The following is a 26,745-nucleotide window of genomic DNA, read 5'->3' on the forward strand; positions in this document are numbered from 1 at the left end:
AAGCGGTAGTGGTCTGCGTCTAGCCTTTCACGCCCACCAACCGAAACCCATGGGTTGTTTCCCGAGTGTGACTGGGAATCAGCTTCCCGGTAATCCTGCCCGACCAGACTTCAACCGGGACAGCCGCCGAAACCCGCGCGCCAAATGGTGCAGCATTGACCGTGGGGCTAGGGTCGATGACGCCGAATCGGAACAAAACGGGGGCCCCGATGCCAGCAGTACCCAGTGCCGTCCTGACCACCGCCGGTCTCATCGGCGGCTACTCGGTCGCCCGCGCCACCGGCAACCGCCCGCTGGGCGGCGCGGTCCTGGCCGCCTTCGGAGCGGCGGCCTTCGAGACCACGCGCCGCCGCTCGGGCCTGGGCACGGCGACCGCGCTGACGGGGGTGTACGTGGCCGCTTTCGGCCTCTCGCACCCGCTCGCCAAGAAGATCGGTTCCTGGCCGGCCGTGCTGGGCGTGACCGGAGCGACCGCCGCCGTCGCAGCGGCGACGGGCAGGCGCGCCAAAGGCTGACGGCGGCCGCGGTGCCGCCGTCCGGTCGGCCGACGATCCGTCATCGTCCGTGGATGTAGGCCTCCAACTGGCTGCGGTCGTCCTCCAGCACCCGCAGGCGGCTCTTGACGAGGTCACCGATGCTGACGATGCCCGCCAGCCGGCCCTCGGAGGTCACCGGCACATGCCGGAAACGCCGCAGGGTCATGTGTTCGCTGACCTCTTCGACGGTGTCCTCGGTGGTGCAGGTGACCACGTCGGCGGTCATGATCTCCGTAACCTGCACGGACAGGAGGTCGGGCCCGCGATGTTCCAGGTGCCGGACGACGTCGCGTTCGGAGACGATACCGATGAGTGTGTCGTTCTCGGCGACGACGATGGCGCCGATGTTGTGGTGGGCGAGTGCGGTGAGCAGCTCCGCAACGGTCGCGTCAGGAGCGACGGTCACCACCTCCGGACCCTTCGTCCGGAGAATCGCGGCAATCAGCATGGGGTCCACCTTCCGCTGAAGCTCGCTGGGTGCCGAAGGGTTACCCGCTCCCCTACCCCACCAACCACAGGTATGGACCACCTCAGAAACGGGCGGTCCCTCGTCCCGCCGATGGGATCAGCACCGCTTCAGAGCCCGTCGGTCCAGTACCGGCACATCCTGTCCACGGCTTCCTCCTTGCTCATCCGGGCTACCTCAGCCTCGTCCACTCCCGCCCTGGTGACCAGGAGGTGGACCAGCTCAGCGGGCAGGGCGTCCGATCCTTCACCTAAGATCCAAGCTCGCAGTTGCGTATCGCTGCTTAGGGTCACCAGCTGGACCAGTCCCCCATTCTCCCGGTGGTTGGGCGTGTCGAGAAAGCGGTGCTGCCAGCCTTCTGCGTACTCACGCAGAGCTTCCACCATCTCAGTGACCGCTTCGTCGAAGGTCGGGGCGTCCGCCGCCACCGGCACCCCGGGGATGAACACAGAGAAACCACCGTCCTCAGCCACGGCCTCGGCCTCGGCCTGCCAAGGCGTAAACACGGACAGGTAGTGGCGCAGCCGCTCAGTGTCGACGACGGCAGCTCTCGCGGAGTGATGAAAAGCGCACGAGTGGCCTGCGATCACAACGAGAAGGGGAGACGGCGCTCAACGCCGTCTCCCCTCCTACGACCCTCCTGTGTCCGCGGCTCAACCACCCGTGGTCAGCTGGCTCAGCGGTCAGCTGCAGCCGCTGGTGGCGCCGCAGCCCTCACAGGCGTAGCAGCTGCCGGACGGGCGCATCTTGGTACCGCAGGTGATGCACAGCGGGGCGTCGGCCACGAAGCCCCCGGTACGCGGGGCCTCAGCTGCGGGCGCGGTCCCGGTCGGCTGTTCCTCCTTCGGGGCGGCCGGGGCCGACTCAGTGGAGGCAGCCGACTGCGCGTACGACTCGACCTGGGCGGCCAGCTGCGCCGGGTCCTCACCGTTCAGCTGCGCCTCGCGCTCGGAGGCGGACAGGACCCCGAGGGCGGCCCGCTCCTCGTAGGGCAGGTGGTCCAGCGCCAGGCGGCGGAAGATGTAGTCCACCACCGACTGCGCCATGCGCACGTCCGGGTCGTCGGTCATCCCCGCCGGATCGAAGCGCATGTTGGTGAACTTCTCCACGTAGGTCTCCAGCGGGACCCCGTACTGGAGGGCGATGGAGATCGCGATGGAGAAGGCGTCCATGACCCCGGCCAGCGTCGACCCCTGCTTGCCGAGCTTCATGAAGACCTCACCGAGGCCGTCGTCCGGGTAGGAGCCCGCGGTGATGTAGCCCTCGGCACCGCCCACGGAGAACGAGGTGGTCTCGCTCGGCCGCTTCTTCGGCAGCCGACGTCGGACCGGGCGGACCACCTCCACGACCTGGGGGGCGTCCTCGGCCTTGTCCTCGGTCTTGGCGGTGGACAGCGGCTGGCCGACCTTGCAGTTGTCGCGGTAGACCGCCAGGGCCTTCAGCCCCAGGCGCCAGCCCTCGTAGTAGATGTGCTCGAAGTCGGCGACCGTGGCCTCCTCGGGCACGTTCACCGTCTTGGAGATGGCACCCGAGAGGAACGGCTGGGCCGCGGCCATCATGCGCACGTGGCCCATGGGCTGGATGTACCGGCGACCCATGGCGCAGTCGAACACCTCGTAGTGCTCGGGGCGCAGGCCGGGCGCGTCCTCGACGTGGCCGTTCTCGGCGATGTACTCGACGATCGCCTCGATCTGCTCCTCCTGGTAGCCCAGGTTCCGCAGCGCGCGCGGGATCGCCTGGTTGACGATCTGCATGGAGCCGCCGCCGACCAGCTTCTTGAACTTCACCAGCGAGAAGTCCGGCTCGATCCCCGTGGTGTCGCTGTCTAGCATGAAGGAAATGGTGCCGGTGGGAGCGAGCAGGCTGGCTTGGGCGTTGCGCCAACCGTTGCGCTCGCCGACCTTGAGGCAGTCCGCCCACTCCTTGGTGGCGGCGGCATGGATCGGCCGCTCCAGGGTGCCGACCGTGCGCAGGTCGTCGTTGGCGGCGGCGTGCTTGCGCATAACGCGCTTGTGCGCCTGCTCGTTGCGCTTGTAGCCGTCGTAGGGGCCCACGACACCCGCCAGTTCCGCGCTGCGGCGGTAGGCGGTACCGGTCATCAGCGAGGTGACGGCGGAGGCGACCGCGCGGCCGCCGTCGGAGTCGTAGGCATGGCCGGTCGCCATGAGCAGGGCGCCAAGATTCGTGTATCCGATACCCAGCTGGCGGTAGGCGCGCGTGGTGTCGCCGATCTGCTGAGTCGGGAAGTCGGCGAAGGTGATGGAGATGTCCATCGCCGTGATGACCAGCTCGGTGAGCTTGGTGAAGGTCTCCACGTCGAAGCTGTCGTCCTCGCGCAGGAACTTCAGCAGGTTGATCGAGGCCAGGTTGCAGGAGGAGTCGTCCAGGCTGAGGTACTCCGAGCAAGGGTTGCTTGCGCTGATTCGCCCGGTTTCGGGGTTGGTGTGCCAGTCCTGGATGGAGCCGTCGTACTGGATGCCCGGGTCGGCGCACTCCCACGCGGCCTTGGCCATGCGGTGGAAGAGGTCCTTGGCGTCCACGGTGGCGAGGACCTCGCCCGTGGTGCGGGAGGTGAGCCCGAACTCGGACCCGGTGTCGACGGCGCGCATGAAGGCGTCGGAGACCCGGACGGAGTTGTTGGCGTTCTGGTACTGGACGCTGAACATGTCGTCGCCGCCCAGGTCCACGTCGAAACCGGCGTCGCGCAGGGCACGGATCTTGTGCTCCTCGCGGGACTTGGTCTCGACGAACTCCTCGATGTCGGGGTGGTCGACGTCCAGCACCACCATCTTGGCCGCGCGCCGGGTGGCGCCGCCGGACTTGATGGTCCCGGCGGAGGCGTCGGCGCCGCGCATGAAGGAGACCGGGCCCGAAGCGGTACCGCCGGAGGTGAGCAGCTCCATGCTGGAGCGGATCCGGGACAGGTTCACACCCGCGCCGGAACCCCCCTTGAAGATGATCCCCTCCTCCTTGTACCAGTCGAGGATCGACTCCATCGTGTCGTCGACGGAGAGGATAAAGCAAGCTGAGACCTGTGCCTTGGACTCCGTTCCCACGTTGAACCAGACGGGCGAGTTGAAGCTGAAGAGCTGGTTGGCCAGTGCGTGCTTCAGCTCGTGGTCGAAGATCTCCGCGTCCTCTTCGGAGGCGAAGTAGCCGCTGGTGCGCCCGGTCTCGGTGTACATGCCGACGACGCGGTCGATGAGCTGCTTGAGGCTCCACTCCCGCTCGGGGGTGCCGACGGCGCCGCGGAAGTACTTGCTCGCGACGATCTGGCTGGCGTTGACCGACCAGCTGGCGGGGAACTCGACGCCGCGCTGCTCGAAGTTGACGGTGCCGTCGCGCCAGTTCGTCATGACGACGTCGCGGCGCTCCCACTCGAGGGCGTCGTAGGGGTGTGTCCCCTCGGTCGTGAAGACCCGCTTCATCTTGAGGCCCTTGCGGGTCCCCTTGCCCTTGCGCCCCGCTGGGCCGCTGGTGGTTTCGGTCATGGTGGCGTCTCCCCGAAAGTGCTCTTCGTGCGCGGACCGGCGGTGACCGCGCGGGCGTAATGAAGTTCGGAGTGGTGCCGGCACGGTGGCGTGCTCTGTCGTCCCGTGTCAGCCCACCCTGGGGCGGCTGGTCCCGGCGGCGCGCTCGACGCGCGGGGTCGCTACCCGGTGGAAGTCGTGTCGATGGAAGTCGCGTCCACCGCGGGAGTCTCCTCGTCCTCGCGGTCCTGGCGCAGGCTGGCGATCTCGGACTCGAAGTCGGCCAAGCTCTCGAAGCCCCGGTAGACGCTGGCGAAGTGCAGGTAGGCGACTTCGTCCAGGTCGCGCATCGGGCCGAGGATGGCGAGGCCGATCTCGTTGGCGGGCACCTCGGCCACGCCCCGGCCCCGGATCTCCTCCTCGACCTTCTGGCCGAGTTTGGCGAGGGCGTCCTCGGAGACGGGGCGGCCCTGGCAGGCTCGGCGCACCCCGGCGATGATCTTGGTGCGGCTGAAGGGTTCGGTGACACCGGAGCGCTTGGCGACCATCAGCAGGACGGTCTCCTGTGTGGTGAACCGGCGCTCGCAGACCGGGCAGGACCGCCGACGTCGGATAGCCGCGCCGTCATCGGTGGATCTGCTGTCGATCACCCGGGTGTCCGGATGGCGGCAGAACGGACAGTGCATCCCGGTTCACCTGCTTCCCTCTACCCGAACAACAACCCGTGACTCTACTAAACCACAACTTCTGGCCTGTCGCCCCATGGGCAACACCAGATGTTGTGGTCGAACTTATGACCCCGGCGGCGTGCGCCGCAACCTTCCCCGCGGCGCGTTCCGCACACGACGCGGTACCGCGGTCGACGGGCCGCGACCGGGACACGGGAAGACGGGGAATCGGGGCTTTCGGCACCGGGCGCCGCCTCCAAGGATAGAGGGGGTGGGGCGCGTGGCCTTCCGGACGGCGCACCCGCGGCATCGGCCGGAACCCCGCGCCCACATGGGCCTTTCCGGTATAGACGGCCCCCGGAGCGCGGACGCGAGACGAACCCCATACCGGACGGAGCACACCTCCCTATAGATCGAGCCGGATCCTGTTGCACCATTCGGGAGACAACGACGGGTGAACACGTGTACACACATAAGTGGGGTCCGCCGGAAACGGGGATCGGAAATCCTCTGCAATACCCCGCGGACGCTCGAACGCTTGTTTGATATCACCGTGTGCAACGACTAATGTTGACCTTGACTTAACGCCGGATTCGCCACCCCGTGGACCACCAGGTCGGCGCGGTCGCGGGTCGGCACTGGCCACGCTTGCAGGCCCTGACCGAACCGAATGCCGAGGAGGCCCGGCCGTGCCGGAGGAGAATCCCGGAGCCGTCGGCTCCGGACCCACCACTGTTCTTTCGCCCGTGGGTGGCACGGGCACTGACACGCCCGACTCCCCCAAACTCACCGCGCGCCAGCAGAGCGTTCTCAACTGCATTCAGCGGTACGTCCGGGAACGGGGCTATCCGCCGTCCATCCGGGAGATCGGTGACACCGTCGGCCTGTCCAGCCCGTCCAGCGTGGCGCACCAGCTCAAGGTCCTCCAGCGCAAGGGCTACCTGCACCGGGACCAGAACCGGCCGCGCGCCGTCGAGCTGCGCAGGCCCGGGCGCGATACCGGGCAGACCCTTACCCCGGAGGAGCTCACCGCTGAATCCACCCGCGCGGCCTCGGTGCCGCTGGTCGGCCGGATCGCCGCCGGTGGACCGATCCTGGCCGAGGAGGCGGTCGAGGACGTGCTCGCCCTGCCCCGCCAGCTCGTCGGCGAGGGACGCCTGTTCATGCTCACCGTGGTCGGTGACTCCATGATCGACGCCGCCATCACCGACGGTGACATGGTGGTGATCCGCCAGCAGCAGGACGCGGAGAACGGCGACATCGTGGCGGCGCTGCTGGATGACGAGGCGACCGTGAAGGTGCTGAACCGCGACAAGGACGGGCACGCCTGGCTGATGCCCCGCAACGAGGCCTACGAACCGATCAGCGGCGACGACGCGACCATCCTCGGCAAGGTCGTCACCGTGATGCGCCGGGTCTGAACCCCGGCCGTGCGACGGGCCCGGTTTCCCGCCGCCGGCACGTGAGCGACGGGGGCGGTCGGCGGGCCGATACGCTGAAGGGCGTGTCGACACCTGCCTCCGCCTCCGCCTCCGCGCACCGCCCACCGCGCACCAGCGGCCGCGCCCGCGCACTCCTGCCCGCGCCCCGCGTCCTCCTGTCCGCGGCCGCCGCGACGCTGCTCGCTACGGCCTGCATGCCCACGGAGGACGGTCCGGAACTGCCCGGCGCGGCCGGGGACGAGCGCGAGGTCTCCTTCGAGGGCGGGGGGCTCACCGTCCCCGGTACCTTCACCTCCCCCGCGGAGGGCCAGGACGGCACCGTCCCCGGGGCTCTCATCATCTCCGGCAGCGGGCCCACCGACCGGGACGGCAACGGTCCGGAACGTCCCGAGGCCGACACCAACCTCAACCTCTCCCGTGTCCTCACCGGCGCCGGGGTGGCCACGCTGCGCTATGACAAGTTGGGCAGCGGCGACGAGGCGGACATGGACGAGGCCCATCAGGCGGCCATGGAGGGGGCAATGGATCCGCTCGTCTTCGACGAGCAGATGGTCGCCGCCTACGCGGAGCTGGTCTCCCAGCCCGAGGTGGACCCTGAGCGCACCGTCGTCGTGGGGCACAGCGAGGGTGCGCTGTTCGCGCTGCGCGCCCACGACCTCTTGGACGCTGATCCCGCACTGGTACTGGCTGCCCCTCCGGGCACCCGCATGTTGGACCTCATCGACCGCCAGGTTGCCGAGCAGGTCCGCATGGGTGAGGCCCAGGGCGGGCTCGAGGAGGCGGACGCCGTCGGGATGCTCTCCGACGCCCGGGCGGCCCGGGCCGCGATCCGCGCCGGTGAGGATCTGCCCGAGGAGGACAGGACCGGGCTCTTCAGCTCCGAGAGCGAGGAGTTCCTCGCCTGGATCGACGATTTCGACCCGCCGGAGCTCGCCGAAGGGCTCCCGGGGGGCACCCCGGTGCTGGTCCTGTGGGGTGACGAGGACGCCCAGGTCAACCGTGCGGAGGTCGATCGGCTCATGGAGGGCTTCGACGGCGCCGAGCGGGTGGACCTGGCCGGGGTGGACCACATCCTGCGCGAGTACGACGACTCGCCGGGTGCGGCCGCGCTGGACGCCGACCGCGCCTTTTCGCCGGAGGTCGCCCCGGCCGTGGAGGACTTCGTCGACGGCCTCTGGTAGACCCTCGGGATGCCCGGCGTGGCTCCGGCCCGATCGGTCCTACCCTGGCTCGGCCCTACTCTGATTCGGGCAGCTCGTCGACGACGGCCTCTGCGAGGCGCTCCGCTTCCCCGGCTGCGACGTCGCCGTCCACCGAGCCGACCGCGTCGTAGTCGGTGGCGGCCGTGTAGCAGGACTCCACGTACAGGTTGGACACCCTGGTGCCGACGCAGCCCACCTCGAAGGTGCCTTCCTCGACCCAGCTCAGGGCCTCGTCGCCCAGCCCTTCGACGGGTTCGGATCCGTTGCCGTCGGCGGTGTCGTGCAGGGTGTCGGCGGCGGTCTCCTCGCCGCCTTCCACGGGTGCGGCCACCAGTACGAGGGTGGCGGCCGCGGGGACCGAGTCACCCGATCCTTCCGGGGTGGCCCAGCGGCACTGCCAGCCCTCCCCGAAGGTGTCCTGGACGGTGCCGATGGTCTCCTCGATCTCCGCCTCATAACCGGGCACGAGCTCCTCGAGGGTTTCGGTCTCCCCGATGTCGCACTCAGGTGCGGCTTCGAAGTCGCCGCGCTCCACCCCGTTGGCCAGGAGGTACCAGGCGAGCCACGCGGCCAGGCCCAGCGCCACCACCAGCAGGATGATCAGGAGGGTGATGGCGAGCCCGCGGCTCTGCGGCGGTGTGGCGCCGGGGTCGTCGGTCCGCGGTGCGTCCCCGGCCTGTGGAGTGGCGCCGTGCGGACGCGAAGCGCCGTGCGGAGGCGTGGGTTCGGTCCCGTCCGGCGGTGGTGCGGTCACAGTGCCTCCCCGAGTCGGCCAGCGAAGGCCACGGTGGTGTCACGGGCCTCCTCGAAGGGCACGGGGTCTCCGCCGGAGACCCCCGAGTAGGAGACGCGGACCACCAGGTTGTCGGTGTGGAAGGCGAGCTCGGCGGCACCGGGGACCTGGCCGCGCCAGACCTCGCCGTCGATCCCGGTGTCGGAGTCGACGGGTTCACCGCGCGGGGGAACCACCGCGCCCCGGGCCTCGGCGGCGGATTCGTCACCGGTGACGGCGGGTTCGGCTGAGGGGTCGGTGAAGCGCGCGGACAGGTCCACGCGCAGGACGCCCTGTACGCCGTCGTCCTGCCCCGCCGAGGTCCACACGCAGGCGGTGTTCTCTCCGCCCGCCAGAGGCCCGTTCCCGGTCGATTCCAGGGCCGCCTCGGGTACGGCTTCGGCGATGGCTGCCTCGGGGACCTCCCCGCACGCGGGCGCGGCGGTGTGGACGTCACCGCCGTGGGGTTCGTCGGGGTCGTCCCCGGCGAACCAGAGACCACCGCCGATGGCCGCGCCGGAGAGCACCACCGCACCCGCGCCGATGATCACCGCTCGCGTCCAGGGGCGGGGTTCACCGCCCGTCGCAGAGCCCACCCGGCCACCGCCTCCCAGTCCGTTGTCACGCCACAGTAAGGGGGCGACGGCCGCCCTCGCGACCACCGCCCCCGCGCGGCGGGTCAGCCGACGACGATGTTCACCAGCTTGGGTGCCCGGACCACGACCTTGCGGACCGTCTTGTCGGCGATGAAGTTCTGTGCCTTCTCCGAGGCCAGGGCCAGCCGCTCCAGTTCGTCGGGGTCGATGTCGGGCGCGACGGACAGCTTGTCGCGGACCTTGCTCTGCACCTGGACCACGCAGGTCACGGACTCCTGGACCAGCAGGGCCGGGTCGGCCTCGGGCCAGTTGCCCACGGCGACCGTACCGGTGTGGCCCAGCTTCTCCCAGCCCTCTTCTGCGACGTAGGGCGCGAAGAGGGACAGGGCGACGGCCACGAACTCGGCGGCCTCGCGGACCGCCGGGTCGGCGGCGCCGGGCCCGGAGTCGATCGCCTTGCGGGTGGCCGAGACCAGCTCCATGCAGCGCGCGATGGCCACGTTGAAGCGGCGGTCCTCGACCAGGCCGGTGATCTGGTCGATCATGCGGTGGGTGAAGCGGCGCAGCTCGGTGTCGCCCGCGGCGAAGTCGGTCCCGGGGGCGCTGGCCGCCCCGGCCTCGCCCATCACCCGGTAGGCGCGGTTGAGGAACTTGCTCGCGGCGACGACGGACACGTCGGCCCAGTCCACGTCCTCCTCGGGCGGGGAGGCGAACAGCATGGTCAGCCGGACCGCGTCCACCCCGTAGAGGTCGATCTCGTCGCCCAGGTCGACGCCGTTGCCCAGCGACTTGGACATCGCCCGGCCCTGGTTGATGACCTGGCCCTGGTTGGTCAGGCGGCGGAAGGGCTCGGTGAAGTTCACCATGCCCATGTCGTACAGGACCTTGGTGAAGAACCGCGCGTACATCAGGTGCAGGGTCGCGTGTTCCTTACCGCCGATGTAGTGGTCGACGGGGCCCCACTTGTTGACGGCCTCGGTGTCGAAGGGCGCGGTGTCCAGGTGCGCGGAGACGTAGCGCAGGAAGTACCAGGACGAGTCGACGAAGGTGTCCATGGTGTCGGTGTCGCGCTCGGCCGCACCGCCGCAGGACGGGCAGTCGACGTTCACCCAGTCCTTGGCCGCGGCCAGCGGCGAGATGCCCTTGGGGGCCAGTTCGGCGCCCTTGAGGTCGGGCAGGGTGACCGGCAGCTGGTCGTCGGGGACCGGTACCTCACCGCAGGAGGGGCAGTGGATGATCGGGATCGGCGTGCCCCAGTAGCGCTGGCGGGACAGCAGCCAGTCCCGCAGGCGGAAGTTCACGGTCGCCTCGCCGGTGCCGCGCTCGCCCAGGATCTCGACGATGCGGTCGATGGCGTCGGCCTTGGACAGGCCGTCCAGCGGGCCGGAGGCCCGCAGGGTGCCCTCGCCCGCGGTGGCCACGCCGGTCTCGGCCGGGTCGGGTTCACCGGTCTCCACCACGGTCCGGACCGGCAGGTCGAAGGCCAGGGCGAAGTCCAGGTCGCGCTGGTCGTGCGCGGGCACCGCCATGATGGCGCCGTGCCCGTACCCGGCCAGGACGTAGTCGGCGGCCCAGACGGGCATGCGCTCGCCGTTGACCGGGTTGACGGCGTAGCGGCCCAGGAACACGCCGGTCTTGGGGCGCTCGGTGGTCTGGCGCTCGATGTCGGAGAGCTTGGCGATGTCGGAGCGGTAGGCCTCGAAGGCCTCGCGCTGCTCCGGCGCGCACAGCTCGTCGGCCAGGTCGGCGTCGGCGGCCACGACGAAGAAGGTGGCCCCGTACAGGGTGTCCGGCCGGGTCGTGTAGACGGTGACCGGCTCGTCGCGGCCCTCGATCTCGAAGTGCACGTCGGCACCGGTGGAGCGGCCGATCCAGTTGCGCTGCATGGCCAGGATCTCGTCCGGCCAGCGGCCGTTGTCCAGCTGGTCCATGTCGTCCAGCAGGCGCTGGGCGTAGTCGGTGATCTTGAAGTACCACTGGTTCAGCGCGCGCCGTTCGACGTCGGATCCGCAGCGCTCGCACTTGCCCTGGACGACCTGCTCGTTGGCGAGCACGGTCTGGTCCTGGGGGCACCAGTTGACCAGGCCGTCCCTGCGGTAGGCCAGGCCGCGCTCGAAGAAGCGGGTGAACAGCCACTGGTTCCACTTGTAGTACTCGGGGTCGCTGGTGTGCAGGCGGTGCGACCAGTCCAGGGCGAGGCCGTAGCGGCGCATCGAGGCGGCCTGGGTCTCGATGTTGGCGTAGGTCCACGCGTGGGGGTGGGTGTTGTTCTTGATCGCCGCGTTCTCGGCGGGCAGGCCGAAGGAGTCCCAGCCGACCGGGTGCAGGACGTTGTCGCCGCGCTGGAAGCGGTAGCGGCCGATCACGTCGCCGATGGCGTACGCCTCCGCGTGGCCCATGTGCAGGTCGCCGGAGGGGTAGGAGAACATGTCGACGATGTAGGAGCGAGGCCGGGTGTCGTCCGGATCCTCGTTCGCCTCGAACGGGAGTTCGGCGGCCCAGCGCGCCTGCCACTTGTCCTGAAGGGCGCGGGCGTCGTAGGTCTCGCCCGTGGTCTGGTCGCCGTCTACCGCTGTCATCGCTGAGGTTTCCTTAGTCGGTTCTGGGTGTGCTGCCTTCAGGTTAGCGGCTGCGGCACCCGGCCGAAGACCAGTTTTCCCCGCCCGGAACCTCCGTTTGTGGCCGGGTGACAGCGACGCGGATGCAGGATGGGGCCCCTCGGCCCTCCACACCGACCGCGCGGTTTGTTACTCTGCCGTAAAAGTGGCGCAGAACACGCGGCCCAGGTCACACCTGGTTCGTTTCACCTGTCTGTATTCACGTGGCTGCGGGAGGCCCCCATGTTCAACCTGTCCGTACTTCTTGAGGACGGCGCACGATCCGTTCCGGAGAAGGAGTGCTTGGTCTTCGGCGACACTCGACTGAACTACGCGATCACCGACATGGTCGCGAACCAGGTCGCGAACCTGCTGGTCTCCCGGGGCATCAAGCCCGGTGACCGGGTCGCGCTGGCCAGCCCCAACCTGCCGTACTTCCCGTTCGTGTACTTCGGTGCGCTCAAGGCGGGCGCCGTGGTCGTTCCGCTCAACGTGCTCCTGACGCCGCGCGAGATCGCCTACCACCTGGAGGACTCTGGGGCGAAGGCCCTCTTCGCCTTTACCGGCTCCCCCGAGCTCCCGCTGGGCGAGCGCTCCTTCGAGGCCTTCAACCAGGTGGAAAGCTGCGAGCTCTTCATCGACATGCCCGCCACGGCCGGGGCCACGGAGTCCACGATCGACGGCGCCGAGAGCATCTGGGCCGCGCTCGACGGCCAGCCGGGCACGTTCGAGACCGTGCAGTCCAACGCGGACGACACCGCGGTCATCATCTACACGAGCGGCACCACCGGTAAGCCCAAGGGCGCCGAGCTGAGCCACAACAACCTGATGGTGAACGCCATCGTGGCCTCCAGCCTGGTCAATCCGCACCCGGACGGCCGCGACGTGGCGCTCACGGTGCTGCCGCTGTTCCACATCTTCGGCCAGACGGTGATGCTCAACGCCAGCCTCTACCGCCACGGCACGATGATCCTCATGCCGCGTTTCGACGGCGACCAGGCCTTGGAGCTCATGGAGAAGGAGGGCGTCACCGGCTTCGCGGGCGTGCCCACCATGTACTGGGGCCTGCTCAACGCCGTCAAGTCCGCAGAGCCCGGCAAGTACGACCTGGAGGCCATCGCGGCGAGCGTGGTGGACGCCGTCTCCGGTGGTTCGGCCCTGCCCGGCCAGCTCGCTGAGGACTTCACCAAGCTGTTCGGCGTGGGTATCAAGGAGGGCTACGGCCTGTCCGAGACGTCCCCGGTCGCGTCCTTCAACAACCCCGAGACCGGCGCCAAGCTCGGTTCCATCGGCCGCCCGGTCTGGGGTGTGGAGATGAAGCTGATCGACCCCGAGTGGAACACGGTGGTCAAGGAGGGCGACGAGGACCCGGTCGGCGAGATCGCGATCCGCGGCCACCTGATCATGAAGGGCTACCACAACCGCCCGGAGATCAACGCCGAGGTCATCAAGGACGGCTGGTTCCGCACCGGTGACATCGCCCGCCGCGACGACGACGGCTTCTACTTCATCATCGACCGCTCCAAGGACATGATCATCCGCGGTGGCTTCAACGTGTACCCGCGGGAGGTCGAGGAGGTCCTGATGACGCACGAGTCCGTCAGCCTGGCGGCCGTCATCGGTGTCCCCCACGACACGCACGGCGAGGAGATCAAGGCGTTCGTGATCCTCGAGGAGGGCTCCCAGGCCACGGCGGAGGACCTCACCGCCTTCGCCCAGGAGAAGCTGGCCGCGTACAAGTACCCGCGTGAGATCGAGTTCCGCACCGAGCTGCCGATGACCTCCACCGGCAAGATCCTCAAGCGCGACCTGCGCGGCTGAGCCGAAGCGCGGCCTCGCCTGGTCGGCCCCTCGGGGCCATGGCAGAGGGGCCGGTCCTTCCCCCCGGAGGACCGGCCCCTTTTCCCTTGTCTGCCTTCTCTTTGCTCTGTGCACGTCCGCTCCGGTCCCGCCCCGCGGCGGGGCCCGGTTCAGCCCTTCACCGCGCCCTGCACGAGCCCGGCGACGAGCCAGCGCTGGACGAGGATGAAGAACACCATCACGGGGATGGTGATGATCGTCGAGGCGGCCATCACGTGCCCCCAGTCGTTGGCGTACTGGCCGAAGAACTGGCGCAGCCCCACAGCGACCGTGTAGTTCTCGCTCTGCGTCATGAAGGTCATCGCCAGGACGAACTCGTTCCACGCGACGATGAACGAGAAGATCGCGGTGGCCACCAGCCCCGGGGCCACCAGCGGGAACAGGACCTTCCAGAACATCTGCGGCCAGGAGGCGCCGTCGATGTAGGCGGCTTCCTCCACCTCCTTGGGTACCGCGGCCACGAAGCCGCGCATCATCCAGACGGCCAGTGGCAGGGACAGCGCAACGTAGACCAGGCTCAGCCCGATCACGGTGTTGAGCAGCTGCAGGTCGCGCACCTGGATGAACAGGGGGATGACCAGTGCTTCCAGGGGCACCATCTGCACGATGAGGATCATCACGAGCACCGCGGTGCGGAACCGGAAGCGGAAGCGGGCCACCGCCACGGCAGCGAGCATCGACAGCACACAGGCGCACGCCACGGTGATCCCGGCGACCACCAGCGAGTTGCGCAGGTAGACGCCGAAGTTGCCCTCGGTCATGACGAACACGAAGTTCTCGAACGAGACGTCCGTCGGCAGCAGCGCCCCGGTCCCGGAGGTCCTACTGTCCGAGAAGGCGCTGACCACCATGAAGTAGACGGGGAAGAGCGTGAAGAACAGGAGTGCGCTCACCCCGGCCGCCTTGCCCATGATCCGGCCGACGCGGAGCGTCCCGCTCCGGCGCTGGGCTGCCAGGACCCGCGCTTCCCAAGCGGCGCGCTCCTCGGCGGACCGGGAGGCAGTGGACGCGGCGGAGGAACCGGTGTTCGGTTGGGTCATCTCAGCTCGTCCTCTCGGAACAGCGCCCTCAGGTACACGATGGTGATCCCCAGGAGCAGCAGCGTGAGCAGGACCGCGATGGTCGAACCCATGCCGAAGTCGTTCTGGCCGAAGGACCGCACATAGGCCCACACGCCCAGGTTGAGCATCTGTGAGCCCCCGACGTCGCCGCCGGGCATCAGGTAGATCTGCGCGAACACCTTGAAGTCCCAGATGGTGGACAGCACCGTCACCACCGCGAACACCGGTTTCAGGGTCGGGAAGGTGACGTGCCAGAAGCGCTTCCACGGCCCGGCGCCGTCGATCCGCGCCGCCTCGTGCAGCTCCTTGGGCACCGTGAGCAGGCCCGCGAGGACGGTGACGGCCACGAACGGGAAGCCGCTGTGCACGATGTTGAGCGTGACGATCGCGTAGAACCAGAGGCGGTCGGCGAACCAGTTGTAGCCGGAGGGGTCGATGACGCCGAGGGCCTGCAGGGCCTGGGCGACGATGCCCTGGTCGACGTCGAAGATCCAGATCCATACGTAGGTGCCGCTCACCGCGGGCATCGCCCAGGCCACCATGATGCAGGAGACCACGATGACCCGGGGGACGGGTTTGAGGTTGGCCAGCAGCAGGGCGACGAGCGTGCCCAGGACCACGGTCGTGACCACCGCGACCACTGCGAACACGACCGTGTTGAGCAGGACGACCTGCCACAGGTACGGGTCTGTGAGCAGCGTGACGTAGTTGTCGAAACCGATGAAGTCGGATTCGCCCGAAACCAGGTTGCGCAGGTGGAAGTCGCGGAAGGACAGCCACACGATCCGGGCGATGGGGAACAACAGGAGCAGCCCGATCACCACGAGTGGCGGGGCCAGCAGCACCCAGGGCAGCAGGGCGCGCCGCCCCCGCATGCCCAGGAGCGGCGCTTTCCTCTTCCTCCCGCCGGACGGCGGTCGGACGGGTGTACCCAGCTGCAACTAACTGCCCTCGTTGAGGATGTTCTCGATGGTCTCGGCCGCGTTGTCGGTGGCCTCCTCCACGGTGGCGTTGCCGTTCAGGATGTCCTGCTGCATTCCGACGAGGACACCTTCGGCCTCCACCTGGCCCCAGGCGGGGGTGACCGGAGTGCCGCGCCCGGCCTCGTCGAGCTGGACGGCGAACGGCTGGACCAGCTCGTCGTCGGATGCGGCGTACTCGGCGATCTCGTCCGCTCCGCCGGGGAAGAAGCCGGTGTCATCGGCCCAGCGGGTCGAGAACTCATCGTCGGTGAGGTGCTCGACGTACTGCCAGCCGGCCTCCTCGTTGCCGGTGCCCTCGAACACCGACAGCACGGAACCGCCCGCGAAGGAGTCGGTGTAACCGCTCTCCTGGCCGGGGAGCGTGAAGGCGCCGATCCTGCCCTCCAGGTCCGGGTTGGACTCCAGGATGGCCATGGGGTTGGAGCTGTTGGAGATCGCCATGATGGCGTCCTCGTCGGACAGCGACTCCATGACGTCGATCTCGTTCCAGTTGACCGCGCCAGTCGTGGACAGGTCGTCCTCCAGGGACAGGCCGGTGAAGAACTCGACCCCGGCGCGGCCCTCCTCGCTGTTGATGGTGGAGGTCCAGGTGCCGTCTTCCTCCTCGACGGCGACCTCCGCCCCGGCGCCCCAGATCCAGGGCACGACCGAGTACTGGGCGTCGCCGGGGACCGGGAAGGCGATCATCTCCTCCTCGGCCTCCGCCAGGTCGATCGCGGTCTCGCGCAGCTCGTCCCAGTTCTCCGGGACGTCGTGGCCGTGCTCCTCGAAGATGTCCGTGCGGTAGATGATGGAGCGGATGGACGCGTACCACGGCACGCCGTAGGCGGCGTCGTCGATGACGCCCATCTCGTACATCTCCTGGTTGTACGAGGAGGGGTCGTCGATGTAGCCGGACAGGTCGTGCAGGGCGCCCGCGTCCGCGTACTCCGGCGTGAACGTGGTGCCGAGCTCGACGACGTCCGGGAAGGTACCGCCCGCGATGGCCGTGGAGATGCTGTCCTGGGCGTCGGCCCACGGCACGAACTCGACTTCGACGTCGATTCCGGTCTCCTCGGTGAACGCCGCGTTGGCGTCGTCGAAGAATTCCGTGGCGTCCGGGTTGGTGCCCTCCATGATCCACACCTGGAGGCTGTCGGTGTCGCCTCCGCCATCACCGCCGTCACCACCGCCGTTGCAGGCGGTCGCCGCAAGCACTAGGGCCAGTGTGGCTGCGGGGAGGGGTACGTACCTGTGTACTCGTCTGCGGGCCATCGGCTCGCCTCCCGTTCCTTTCGAAGGTCCCCTGAGGGTTGGTAGGAAACCTACGTAAAGAACGACGGCTTGTGAAGTAAACCACTGCCACTTGTGTCTGAGCTGTTAGGGGACACCGCCCCGGCAGGGCTTGTCAGTCGACCGGTCAGTCGCCCAGACCGGTGACCTGGCGCAGGGTGGAGACGAGTTCGGCGCGCTTGTAGACGGCCAGACCGATGGCGGCGCAGAAGGCGGCGAGCATGTGCACGAACACCATGGGGTCGCCCCGGGTGAAGCGCTCGGCGGTCTCCTCCTCCCCCACCGAGTGGGCCTCCCACGCGGTGGAGACCGCGAACTCCAGTTCCGGAGGGAGCATCTCCGCGACGGTGCGGGCCACGGCCTCACGGGAGTCGGCGGGCTTCCACGCCACCCCCGTCTGCTGCACACGGCGGCTGAGGAAGGCGGCGATCACCTTGAGCTCGGACAGGACGTCGTCGGCGTCGTCCGCCGCTCGGGGGATGGTCCGGTCGAGCTCCCCCCGGTTGTGGTCCGCGTAGGCGCTCACGAGAGCGATCGCGGTCTCCTTCACGTGGCGCGGGGGTTCGTTCGCTGGTGGCTGGTCGCCCTGGGGCGCGTTGTCGTCGGAGGACACGGGGTTGGTCCCTTCACGGCTGCTGGGTGTGGCGGATCCGGTGGGTCGGACTCGCTGTGGCGGATCCGGAGGGCCGGATCCGTGCGACGGCACCATGATGCCGCCTCGGGGCCGTTCTTTGGCGCAGGCGGGGTGCGTGGCCGGGGGTGTCCGCGCCACGCGAACACCCCTAGTGGCCCGTGCCGCAGTTAGAAGGCCGGCCGCAAGGGCATGTGCGACTCGGTGTCGTCGAGTTTCACCCCGAGGATCTGGTGGAGCTGGACCACGTTGCGCTCGAAGCCGAGCACGCACCCGGCCATGTAGAGCCGCCACACGCGCGCGGTGCCCTCGCCGACCTCCGCGACCGCCTCGTCCCAGTCGCGCTCCAGGTTGGCGCCCCAGTGGCGGAGGGTCATCGCGTAGTGTTCGCGCAGGTTCTCCTGGTGGCGGATTTCGAAGCCGGCGTCGTTCATGGCGGTCTGGATCTGGCCGGGGCCCTCCAGCTCTCCGTCGGGGAACACGTACCGGTTGATGAATCCCTTCGTGTTCATGGGCTTGAGGTTGTTGCGGGGCCGGGTAATGCAGTGGTTGAGCAGCCGTCCGCCGGGCACCAGCTTGTCGTTGAGCGAGCTGAAGTACGGGTCGAGGTTGCGCAATCCGATGTGCTCGGTCAGGCCGATGGAGCTGATCCGGTCGAAGCTGCCGTCGGGCACGTCCCGGTAGTCCATGTGGCGGATCTCGGCCAGGTCGGTGAGCCCTTCCTGGGCGATCCGCTTGGCTCCCCACTCGGCCTGCTCCTTGGAGAGGGTCACCCCGATCACCTTCACGCCGTGTTCGCGGGCGGCGTGGCGCACCATGCCGCCCCACCCGCAGCCGACGTCGAGCAGGCGCATGCCGGGCCGGAGGCCGAGCTTGCGGGAGACCAGTTCGTACTTGCGGAACTGGGCGCTCTCCAGGGCCCCGTCGAAGGCGCCGACGCGGTCCGGCGATCCGTCTTCGTCGTCGAAGACCGCGCAGGTGTAGGTCATCGACGGGCCGAGGACCAGTTCGTAGAACTCGTTGGACACGTCGTAGTGGTGGTGGATGACCTCGGCGTCGCGCTCCTTGGAGTGGCGCAGACCCCTCCCGATCAGGGTGCCGCGCCGGACCTCCTGGGGCGGCGGTGCCACCCGGTTGACGAACTTGACCCAGCCGACGGAGCGGATGATCTCGAAGGCGTCCCGGGCATTCACGTTGATGCCCTGGGCGAAGGCGAAGTCCGCCATTCGCCTGAGCAGGGTGTACATGTCGCCTTCGAGTTCCACGTGACCGGTGACGTAGGCGCGGGTCAGGCCCACGGCGTTGGGTGACTGGGCGAGGTAGTTCACGGCTACGGGGGTGCGCACGTTCAGCGTGACGTCGCTGTTCGGGTCACCGGCGGAGCTTCCGTCATAGGCGGTGAAGCGGATCGGCGCGTCAGATCCGACGACACGCTCGAAGATCTCTGCAAGCCGCATGCGCTGGTCCTTCCTCCTGTGTGGATGCGGCCCTTCCCCACGGGTCGCGTCCCGGTGGTGGTGTCTGTCCCGGAGGTGTCAGCCCGGGTGGCGGTCTCGGTCGGTCGGCCGTCAGGTCGTTCAGCGGTTGCGCACGCATTTGGCGTACAGGTCCAGGAGCCGACCGTTCGGGTCGTAGGTCTCCTTGAGGCCGTCATAGGCACTGCCGTTGTAGAGCGCCCAGAACTCGTCCTCGGTGTAGAAGGCGTCCGAGTACAGGGACTTGTGCCCGCCGAGCCGGGTGACCTCCTCCTCCACCACCCGGTTGTGGTGGGCGCGGCGCTGTCCGGGCACCATGTCGACCAGTCCCCAGAACCCGAAGTTCACGTAGAGGCGGCCGTTCTCCAGCGGGTACAGCGGCCAGACGTGCTCGTCGTCCGCGAGGGCCGGTCGGCGGGGCTCGCGCAGCCGGAGAGGGCACATCCACAGCGGAGCCATGCCGACCTCGGCGTGGAAGAAGTCCAGGAACTCGGCCCCGCGCTCGACCCCCACCTCGATGTCCTGGATGAGCGGCTCCTGCTGGGGGCGTCCCCGGTAGTGGGCGAGGAGCCGGGAGAAATCGGTGCGCCGGTCCCAGGCCACAAGCCTGCGGTAGACGTCGGACCGTTTGAGGGCGCGCGGCCACAGCGGTCGGACGAGAGGGTTCTGCGTCCCGAAGGCGCGCGAGCACCAGAACCAGTCGGTGTCCCAGCGCCACAGGTAGTCGTGGGTCGTGAGGTAGTCGCCCGGCCCGGGGCCGGCGTAGCGCTGGATGGAGCGGTAGTAGACGTCGTTGCCGGTGTAGTCGCTGGTCCACGGGGCTTGGTCGGTGAAGCGGGCCACGGTCAGGTACAGCTCGTCGGGACCGAAGGCCACCCCGTCCACGAAGTCCACCGGCCGATCCTCGTGGGAGGCGTCGGCGCAGATCCGCGTGAGTGCGTCCATCGCCTCCGAGGCGTCGTGGAACCTCAGGTGGCGCAGGTGCACGAAGGGTGCGACGGGTTCGAGTTCGATGCGCAGCCGCAGGCTGTATCCGAGGGTCCCGTAAGAGTTGGGAAAGCCGTGGAACAGGTCTCGGTGTTCGTTGTCCCGGGTGGCGGTGACGACGTCCCCGGAGCCGGTGAGGATCTCCATCTCCTGCACCGATTCGTGGGGCAACCCGTTGCGGAACGAGGAGGACTCGATCCCCAAGCCGGTGACTGCCCCGCCCAGGGTGATGGTGCGCAGCTGCGGCACGACCATGGGCATGAGCCCGTGCGGGAGGGTGGCGGCGACCAGCTCCTCGTAGGTGGTCATGGCACCGACATCGGCCAAGCGCTCGACGGGGTCGATGGAGATGACCCCGGAGAAGGCCGACACGTCCAGGGCGGGCGCCGACGAGGGCTCTCGGAAGCGGAACAGGTTCGAGGTCGGCTTCGCCAGGCGGACCGGCGCTCCCGTGGGCAGTGCCCGGTAGTCCTGCCTCAGCCTGTGCACCGCCGCGATGTGCTCAGCGAGTCCCGCACCGCTGGTGTCCCGCTGATACGAAGTCGTGCCGGGCTGTTTCGGAGTCATGCCGGTTCCCCCTGTGCCACGCGGTCGCCCCGGGCGTCCGGGATCTGTGGTGCGCCTTGGCAGGCCGATGCACTCAGTTCTACCTACCGGTAACAGTCTCCTGCCACCCCATTTCGGTACGTGTCTTACCCAATGGGGGACAGCGCCATGGGCAACCGCAAGGGCGACGGCGGCGCGACCCTTCCTTACCTGCGGTGTTGTCGGGGTCACCCGGCGGCCCGCATAGAATTCCGTTCCGTGCGCATCGCTCTCGTTGACTCCGGCATCGGCATGCTGTCCACGGCTGCCGCCCTCCGCGCGGCCCGGCCCGACGCCGACCTGTTCCTGTCCATGGACCCGGACCACATGCCCTGGGGTTCCCACACCCCGACCCGGATCATCGACCGGGCCCTGGCCGGGGCCCGCGCCGCGGAATACGCGTCCGACGGTTCCCTGGACGTCGTGGTCGTGCCCTGCAATACGGCGTCGGTGCACAGCCTGACCCGGCTGCGCACCGAGTTCGAACCAGCGATCCCGGTCATCGGCACGGTTCCGGCGATCAAACCCGCGGCCGCTGCGGGCGGCCCCATCGCGGTGTGGTCCACCGAGGCGACCACCCGCAGCGCCTACCAGCGCCGGCTGGTCGAGATGTTCGCCCGGGACGTCGCGGTCACCCCGGTGGCGTGCGTGGGCCTGGCCGAGGCGGTGGAGTCCGCTGACCCCGACCGGATCGCCGAAGCCGTGGCGTACGCGGCGTCCCTCACCCCTCCCGAGGTGCGCGGGGTGGTGCTGGGCTGCACCCATTACGACCTGGTCAGCGAACAGATCATCCGGGCCCTGCGGGGGCGCGCCACCCTGTTCACCGCTGCTGGGGCCGTGGCGGCGCAGGCCCTGCGCAGGGTCGAGGCGGGCAGCGGCCCGAGCGTCCCGGTCGGCCGGGAGGGCCGGGCGGACCGCTCGGGCCGGGTGCGGGTCCTGGCCAGTGGCCGCCCTTCCGACCTCCCCCCGGCGGCGCTCAGCTACCCGGCTGGACGGTCCCTGCTGGACGGGGCACGGAACGCCCCGGCCTGAGTCGGGGCGGCCAGGGCATTCAGCCGGAGGAGGAGACGGACCTGAGCGGTTCCGCGGCCGCGGACGCCGGCTGAAGCGCACCGGCGGCGAGGGTCCGGACCAGGTTCCGTACACCCGCCGTGTCGTTGTCGTGCAGCAGCGTCTCCAGCAGTGACAGGGCCGCGCGCTGGTCTCCGGGCTGTTCACGGACGTGGCGCCATTGCGGCTCGGTGGCGGCGTCGGACAGCATGAGGGTCCGTCCCACCTGTCCCAGCGCGCTCAGCAGCGCGGAGTCGTGCGGCTGCCCGGAGAGCGCGACGTTGACCTGCTCGGCCTGCTCCTCGGGGTTGACGTCCTCGGCCGGCTGAGCTCGCAGGAAGTCCAGGATGCCGTCGGTCGGCGCCATCGGTTGGATCGGCTTCATCCCGCGCACCATCGACCTGACCTCGACCAGGTCGCCGATGATCTCCTCAGCCCCGCCGAGCTCCTGGATAAGGCGTTCGGCGCGCTGGGCCGAGCACTCCGCCACCCACCGGGCGCCCCTCCCGCTGGCCAACCGGGTGGCCGCGAGGGCGAGCTCGGCGCCGCGCCTCGGCGCGCCCACCCTTTCGAAGTAGCGGGACCAGGTGGTCACGCGCACGCCTAGGCGCCAGTCGTTGCGGACGCTGCCCTGGCACACCAGGTTCTCGACCGCGTCCGTCCATGCGGGGCGGAGCCCCGGGTAGGTCTCCGCCTCCTCGACCGTGGGCAGCAGCGCGATGGCCTTGCGGGCGTCACACAGCCCGAGGCGGGCCAGCCACGACAGGAGCCGGGCGCGTTCGAAGCGGATCATGCGGCGCAGCGCGGTCCGGCGCGGGTTGGCGCCGGTGCCGTTGGCCTCACCCAAGTCGAGTTCGGCCTCCAGGCGGTCCAGCGCATCGAGCGCGTCCGTGTGCCTGTCCTGGTGCCGCAGGGCCCTGACCAGCGCGAAAACCCCGTCGGCGCCGAGCACCGCGGGGCCCGTGGCGGTGTGTTCGAAGCGGCGCAGTTCCGCCTCAGCGCGGTCGGGCCGTTCCTCGTCGATGAGGAGGTGGACCCGGGCCAGGGTGAAGGCGGGCCAGGCGGGTGTGCTCTCCCAGCCTGACAGGCGGCGGGAGGACAGCAGCTCGCGGCGCTGCCCCGTGCTGCCCCGGGCGTCGACGTTGGCGTGGCAGCGGACCAGTGTCTCCAGGGCGGATACCGGGAGCGGTCCGTGGGTGTGCGGTTCCGGCTCGTCCTCAGCTGCGGCCCTCGCCTGTTCGAGGGCCCGTCCCCCTTCCCCGAGGCTCCCCACGCGCACGGCGAGCGGCCAGTGCGCGAGGAAGAACAGTGTCGGCGGTCCGAACACCCCCGGTACGGCGGCCTCGACGTTCCCGGCCTCGGCCACCAAACGCCGGGCGGTGCGCATCGCGGATCTGGCCAGCGCCTCCACCTTCACCGCGTCCCCCGCCTCGCTGAGCTGAGGCAACGCCGTGACGGCGTCCGCGAGTTCCTCCTGGCCCACGGCGCGCAGCTGGCGTCCTGTCTCCCCCGCCCATGTCCACATCGGCATACTCTCTCCCCCTGACCGAATCATGCGTGAGCAGAACGTAGCAGCGCGACTACAAATCTGTCCGGAAAACGCGTGAAACCGGTGCAGCTTGGGCGACCGTGGCCGGTTGTGGAGCGGCCTCGGCCGATACACTCGGGAGTACCAGCGAGAAGCAGGTACGTAGAGGCACTAAGGGGACATGAGCGTCGATGGGATGGCGAGACCGCTTCGGACTCCGCAAGGCCAACCGCAGAGGCAAGACCCGTTTCGACCGGCCCTCAGAGGACTCGGACATCAAGGCGCTGATCGACTTCGCGAACAGCCGGGTCGGCGTGGAGTTCTTCGTCGAGCCCGAAACCTTCGCCACGCAGACCACTGCGGTCGCGGTGGCCACGGACGGCGAGTGGATCCGGCGCCGCTGCGGATCCCCTGAGGTCATCCGCAAGGTTGCGAGCAAGATCCCCGCGCCCGCTTACGACGTCCAGATCGTCGGCTACCCGAGGCGGATGCGCGAATGGACCGCGCGGAACAAGCGCGGTCTCTCGATGGACGACTAGAGGACCCGGCCCCGCCCCGGCCGACGGGGCGGAGGATACCCGTCAAGGGTGTGCTCGGACACCTCCGCACACCCGTTGAGCACGTCCGAAACCAGCCACCCGGCCATTTTGGGCATTGATGACGAGTCCTTGCCGCGACTTCCTCTCTGAACGGGTTCCCTAACGGGCTCCATCCGTCGCATACTCACCTGGGAGGGGGGACTCCGATGAAGCAGGATCTCACTGCCTTGTGTTGCGAATGCGGCATGGTACGCGAGGTGAGCGACTACCAGAGCGTCGGCGAGGCGCAGTCCGCCTACGGGCTGGCCCGCTGCGTGGTGTGGCGTAAGTGCCGCCCGTGCGGCTACCGCACCTACCACGCCTACCTGCGGACCGACGAGGAACGGGACGAGCTGGAGGACGCGCTCCGGCTCGACGGCGCCCTGGCCGCCGAGGCCCTCGACGAAGAGGTGGAACAGCTCCGGTTGTGCGGGGTCGAGATCGGCCACGCATCCGTCCCCGCGATCTGGGACGGCCAGTCGGTGGGCATGGTGACCCAGCGGCTCACGGACCACGCCTACTCGATTGTGCTGGATCCGGAGGCCTCGGTGGTGTCCCGGCTCAAACTCATCGACATGATGTGGAACGAGCTACTGGTCGGCGACCACGACGACCGCTGGCACATCCAGGAACCGGAGGACGACTCCCCCGGGTACGCGGTCCGCCTCTTCGGCTACCGCACACGCGGATAACGACGGCAGCGGCCGGGCACCCTTGACGGGTGGCCCGGCCGCCGTCATGTCCGCGTCAGGCCGCGGAGTCGCTCTCCTGCTCCCCGGTACCCGCCTTCTCCGCCAGACGGCGCAGCGCTGCCCGCGCCACCTCGGGGTCGGCGGTCCCCCAGTAGGGCGGCAGAGAGGCCCGGAGGAAACCGCCGTAGCCCGCGGTGGCCAGGCGGGGGTCCAGGATCGCGATGACCCCGCGGTCTTCGGTGGAGCGCAGCAGGCGACCCGTGCCCTGCGCGAGCAGCAGTGCGGCGTGCGTGGCCGAGACCGAGAGGAAACCGTTGCCGCCGTGCGCGGAGACGGAGCGCTGCCGGGCCGAGGCCAGCGGATCGTCCGGCCGCGGGAAGGGGATGCGGTCCACGATCACCAGCTGGAGCGAGGAGCCGGGCACGTCGACCCCCTGCCACAGGGACAGTGTGCCGAACAGGCAGGCCCGCTCCTCCTCGGAGAACCGGCGGACCAGCTGGCCGGTGGAGTCCTCGCCCTGGCACAGGATCGGCTGGTCCAGGCGTTCGCGCAGTTCATCGGTGGCCTGCTGGGCGGCCCGCATCGAGGAGAACAGGCCGAGGGCGCGCCCGTCGGAGGCCTCGATGAGCCCGGCGATCTCGTCCAGGTACTGCTCGGACAGCCCGTCGCGGCCGGGTTTGGGCAGGTGCCGGGCGACGTACAGGATCCCCGTGCGGCCGTGTTCGAAGGGTGAGCCGACGTCCAGGCCGCGCCATCGCGGCTCCCCGGCGGCCCGGTGCGGGCCGTCATCGTCGTCCGTGCCCGTCCCGCCAGCGGCGGCTGTTGCCTCCGCCGGAGCGGGCCCCGTGGCACCCGCCGCTGGTGTGTCTGAGCCCGGTGCGTCCGAGGCGGGGTTCGCAGGTTCGGCGGTGCCGGACCGTGCCGCGCTCTCGGCCGCTTCCTGGACGACCTCGCGGCCGAGCCCCCACTGCCGGGAGAGGGCGGTGAAGTCCCCGCCGAGGGTGAGGGTGGCGGAGGTCAGCACGACGGTGCGGTCGCCGAAGAGCTTCTCGCGCAGCAGGCCGCCGACCCCGAGCGGGGCGACGTTCAGCGCGGGCGGCCGGGACATGGCCTTGGTCAGCCACACCACCTCGGTGCGGTCGCGGAGCGCGGGTTCGTAGGACTCGAGGACCCGTTCGGCCGCCTCGCGGACCTCGGCGAGCGCAGCCAGCGCGAGGCGGCGGTCGTTGGCGGTGTCCGGGTCGGCCTCGCCCGGGGAGGGGCCGATCGCCGAGGCACATGCGGCCGCCGCGTCGCGGGTGGCCGCCACCGCGCCCGCGAGGCCCTCGTCGATGTGGTCGAGGCGCCCTTCGGGAACGTCGGTGAACATCAGGGCCAACCCGTCGGCGCATTCGGTGAGCCGTTCACTGATACCCGGCTCGACCAAGCGGGCGGCGCGTTTGGCGGCGGTGGTGACGCCGCGTTCGGTGAGGGTTCCGGTGGCCACGGAGGTGGCGCGGTCGACGAGTTCGTGGGCCTCGTCGATCATGATCGTGTTGTGCTCGGGCAGGATGTGGTAGCCCTGCGACATGTCGATGGAGAGCATCGCGTGGTTGGTGACCACGACGTCCACTCCGGTGGTGGCCTCCCGGGCGAACTCGGCGAAGCAGTCCTGGCCGAAGGGGCACACGCGGGCGCCCATGCACTCGTTGCCGCCCACCGAGACCTGGCGCCAGGCCAGGTCGCTGACGCCGGGGACGAGTTCGTCGCGGTCGCCGGTGAGGGTGTCCTCCGCCCACTCGTGTACCCGGGCGACCTGGCGGCCCAGGGAGGAGAGCTGTCGGGGGTCGAAGAGCTCGGTGCCCTCGGCCTCGTCCTCGGAAGCGGTCTGCATGCGGTTGCGGCACAGGTAGTTGCGGCGGCCCTTGAGCACGGCGAACGTGGGTTCGCGCGGCAGCAGCGGGGCCAGCGCGGCGGCCAGGCGCGGCAGGTCCCGGTCGATGAGCTGGTTCTGGAGCGCGATGGTGGCCGTGGAGATCACCACGGGGGTCTTGGTCGCCATCGCGTGTCTGATCGCGGGCACGAGGTAGGCCAGGGACTTACCGGTGCCGGTACCGGCCTGGACCACCAGGTGTTCGCGTCGGTCGACCGCCGCCGCGACGGCGTCGGCCATGGTCTGCTGGCCCTCTCGGGTACTGCCGCCCAGGGACTTGACGGCTGCGCCGAGCAGGGTCGGAACGTCGGGGAGATCTGCCACGGGACGACAGTACCCGGAGCCGACGACAGGTTCGGCGTTGTCCACAGGCACGGTCGCG

Annotated in this window: 22 protein-coding genes; 7 read left to right on the forward strand and 15 right to left on the reverse strand. The window is 69.4% G+C overall.

The window, feature by feature from the left end; all coding sequences use genetic code 11:
• Positions 1-209 precede the first annotated feature (209 nt).
• Positions 210-515 (forward strand): hypothetical protein, encoded by a 306-nt coding sequence (locus ACYVDG_RS20345; protein WP_460755490.1) that lies wholly within the window; start codon positions 210-212, stop codon positions 513-515.
• A 40-nt stretch (positions 516-555) separates the two neighbouring features.
• Here the strand turns inward: ACYVDG_RS20345 and ACYVDG_RS20350 are convergent, their stop codons facing one another.
• From ACYVDG_RS20350 to nrdR, 4 genes are all read right to left on the reverse strand, one after another.
• The gene (locus ACYVDG_RS20350) at positions 556-984 is read right to left on the reverse strand and encodes a CBS domain-containing protein (protein WP_460755494.1); all 429 of its coding nucleotides are present in this window, start codon (positions 982-984) and stop codon (positions 556-558) included.
• A 128-nt stretch (positions 985-1,112) separates the two neighbouring features.
• On the reverse strand, positions 1,113-1,592 hold the full coding sequence (locus ACYVDG_RS20355; protein ID WP_460755503.1) for a type II toxin-antitoxin system HicB family antitoxin: 480 nt from the start codon (positions 1,590-1,592) through the stop codon (positions 1,113-1,115).
• Between the two features lie 93 nt (positions 1,593-1,685).
• Entirely contained in the window at positions 1,686-4,493 is a 2,808-nt protein-coding gene (locus ACYVDG_RS20360; RefSeq protein WP_460755506.1) for a vitamin B12-dependent ribonucleotide reductase, read from the reverse strand.
• Between the two features lie 161 nt (positions 4,494-4,654).
• On the reverse strand, positions 4,655-5,158 hold the full coding sequence (gene nrdR, locus ACYVDG_RS20365) for a transcriptional regulator NrdR (protein ID WP_460755509.1): 504 nt from the start codon (positions 5,156-5,158) through the stop codon (positions 4,655-4,657).
• Positions 5,159-5,829: 671 nt separating this feature from the next.
• Between nrdR and lexA the strand changes: the two genes are divergently transcribed.
• Positions 5,830-6,561, forward strand: coding sequence for a transcriptional repressor LexA (lexA, locus tag ACYVDG_RS20370; RefSeq protein ID WP_460755512.1), 732 nt, complete (start codon positions 5,830-5,832; stop codon positions 6,559-6,561).
• A gap of 83 nt (positions 6,562-6,644) precedes the next feature.
• A complete protein-coding gene (locus tag ACYVDG_RS20375; RefSeq protein WP_460755515.1) occupies positions 6,645-7,763 on the forward strand; it encodes an alpha/beta hydrolase family protein in 1,119 nt (372 codons plus the stop codon).
• 55 nt (positions 7,764-7,818) lie between these two features.
• Here ACYVDG_RS20375 and ACYVDG_RS20380 read toward each other — a convergent pair whose 3' ends face one another.
• The 3 genes from ACYVDG_RS20380 to leuS all read right to left on the reverse strand — a co-directional run bounded on the left by ACYVDG_RS20380 (position 7,819) and on the right by leuS (position 11,731).
• Entirely contained in the window at positions 7,819-8,538 is a 720-nt protein-coding gene (locus ACYVDG_RS20380; protein WP_460755518.1) for a hypothetical protein, read from the reverse strand.
• The gene (locus tag ACYVDG_RS20385) at positions 8,535-9,152 is read right to left on the reverse strand and encodes a flagellar basal body-associated FliL family protein (RefSeq protein ID WP_460755522.1); all 618 of its coding nucleotides are present in this window, start codon (positions 9,150-9,152) and stop codon (positions 8,535-8,537) included. The genes ACYVDG_RS20380 and ACYVDG_RS20385 overlap by 4 nt, the downstream gene beginning before the upstream one ends.
• 83 nt (positions 9,153-9,235) lie before the next feature.
• Complete coding sequence (gene leuS / locus ACYVDG_RS20390; RefSeq protein WP_460755526.1) at positions 9,236-11,731, reverse strand: leucine--tRNA ligase; 2,496 nt, start codon at positions 11,729-11,731, stop codon at positions 9,236-9,238.
• A gap of 261 nt (positions 11,732-11,992) precedes the next feature.
• Between leuS and ACYVDG_RS20395 the strand changes: the two genes are divergently transcribed.
• Positions 11,993-13,570 (forward strand): long-chain-fatty-acid--CoA ligase, encoded by a 1,578-nt coding sequence (locus ACYVDG_RS20395; RefSeq protein WP_460755529.1) that lies wholly within the window; start codon positions 11,993-11,995, stop codon positions 13,568-13,570.
• A gap of 149 nt (positions 13,571-13,719) precedes the next feature.
• Here ACYVDG_RS20395 and ACYVDG_RS20400 read toward each other — a convergent pair whose 3' ends face one another.
• The 6 genes from ACYVDG_RS20400 to ACYVDG_RS20425 all read right to left on the reverse strand — a co-directional run bounded on the left by ACYVDG_RS20400 (position 13,720) and on the right by ACYVDG_RS20425 (position 20,585).
• On the reverse strand, positions 13,720-14,520 hold the full coding sequence (locus ACYVDG_RS20400) for a carbohydrate ABC transporter permease (protein WP_460755636.1): 801 nt from the start codon (positions 14,518-14,520) through the stop codon (positions 13,720-13,722).
• A 125-nt stretch (positions 14,521-14,645) separates the two neighbouring features.
• Positions 14,646-15,545, reverse strand: coding sequence for a carbohydrate ABC transporter permease (locus ACYVDG_RS20405; protein WP_460755533.1), 900 nt, complete (start codon positions 15,543-15,545; stop codon positions 14,646-14,648).
• A gap of 66 nt (positions 15,546-15,611) precedes the next feature.
• Entirely contained in the window at positions 15,612-16,907 is a 1,296-nt protein-coding gene (locus ACYVDG_RS20410) for a sugar ABC transporter substrate-binding protein (RefSeq protein WP_460755536.1), read from the reverse strand.
• 145 nt (positions 16,908-17,052) lie between these two features.
• Positions 17,053-17,538, reverse strand: coding sequence for a hypothetical protein (locus ACYVDG_RS20415; protein WP_460755539.1), 486 nt, complete (start codon positions 17,536-17,538; stop codon positions 17,053-17,055).
• 188 nt (positions 17,539-17,726) lie between these two features.
• On the reverse strand, positions 17,727-19,013 hold the full coding sequence (locus ACYVDG_RS20420; protein WP_460755544.1) for a class I SAM-dependent methyltransferase: 1,287 nt from the start codon (positions 19,011-19,013) through the stop codon (positions 17,727-17,729).
• A gap of 120 nt (positions 19,014-19,133) precedes the next feature.
• On the reverse strand, positions 19,134-20,585 hold the full coding sequence (locus ACYVDG_RS20425) for an FAD-binding oxidoreductase (protein WP_460755548.1): 1,452 nt from the start codon (positions 20,583-20,585) through the stop codon (positions 19,134-19,136).
• A 237-nt stretch (positions 20,586-20,822) separates the two neighbouring features.
• Between ACYVDG_RS20425 and ACYVDG_RS20430 the strand changes: the two genes are divergently transcribed.
• Positions 20,823-21,635, forward strand: a complete 813-nt coding sequence (locus ACYVDG_RS20430) for a glutamate racemase (protein ID WP_460755553.1) — start codon at positions 20,823-20,825, stop codon at positions 21,633-21,635.
• Positions 21,636-21,654: 19 nt separating this feature from the next.
• Here the strand turns inward: ACYVDG_RS20430 and ACYVDG_RS20435 are convergent, their stop codons facing one another.
• Positions 21,655-23,184, reverse strand: a complete 1,530-nt coding sequence (locus ACYVDG_RS20435; RefSeq protein WP_460755557.1) for a hypothetical protein — start codon at positions 23,182-23,184, stop codon at positions 21,655-21,657.
• Positions 23,185-23,372: 188 nt separating this feature from the next.
• Between ACYVDG_RS20435 and ACYVDG_RS20440 the strand changes: the two genes are divergently transcribed.
• Both ACYVDG_RS20440 and ACYVDG_RS20445 read left to right on the forward strand, forming a co-directional pair.
• Positions 23,373-23,720, forward strand: coding sequence for a hypothetical protein (locus ACYVDG_RS20440; protein WP_460755561.1), 348 nt, complete (start codon positions 23,373-23,375; stop codon positions 23,718-23,720).
• 206 nt (positions 23,721-23,926) lie between these two features.
• Entirely contained in the window at positions 23,927-24,451 is a 525-nt protein-coding gene (locus tag ACYVDG_RS20445; RefSeq protein WP_460755565.1) for a DUF6315 family protein, read from the forward strand.
• A gap of 55 nt (positions 24,452-24,506) precedes the next feature.
• Here ACYVDG_RS20445 and ACYVDG_RS20450 read toward each other — a convergent pair whose 3' ends face one another.
• Positions 24,507-26,687, reverse strand: a complete 2,181-nt coding sequence (locus ACYVDG_RS20450; RefSeq protein WP_460755570.1) for an ATP-dependent DNA helicase — start codon at positions 26,685-26,687, stop codon at positions 24,507-24,509.
• Between the last annotated feature and the right edge of the window lie 58 nt (positions 26,688-26,745).

It is taken from the genome of Nocardiopsis oceani (genome assembly GCF_054777395.1).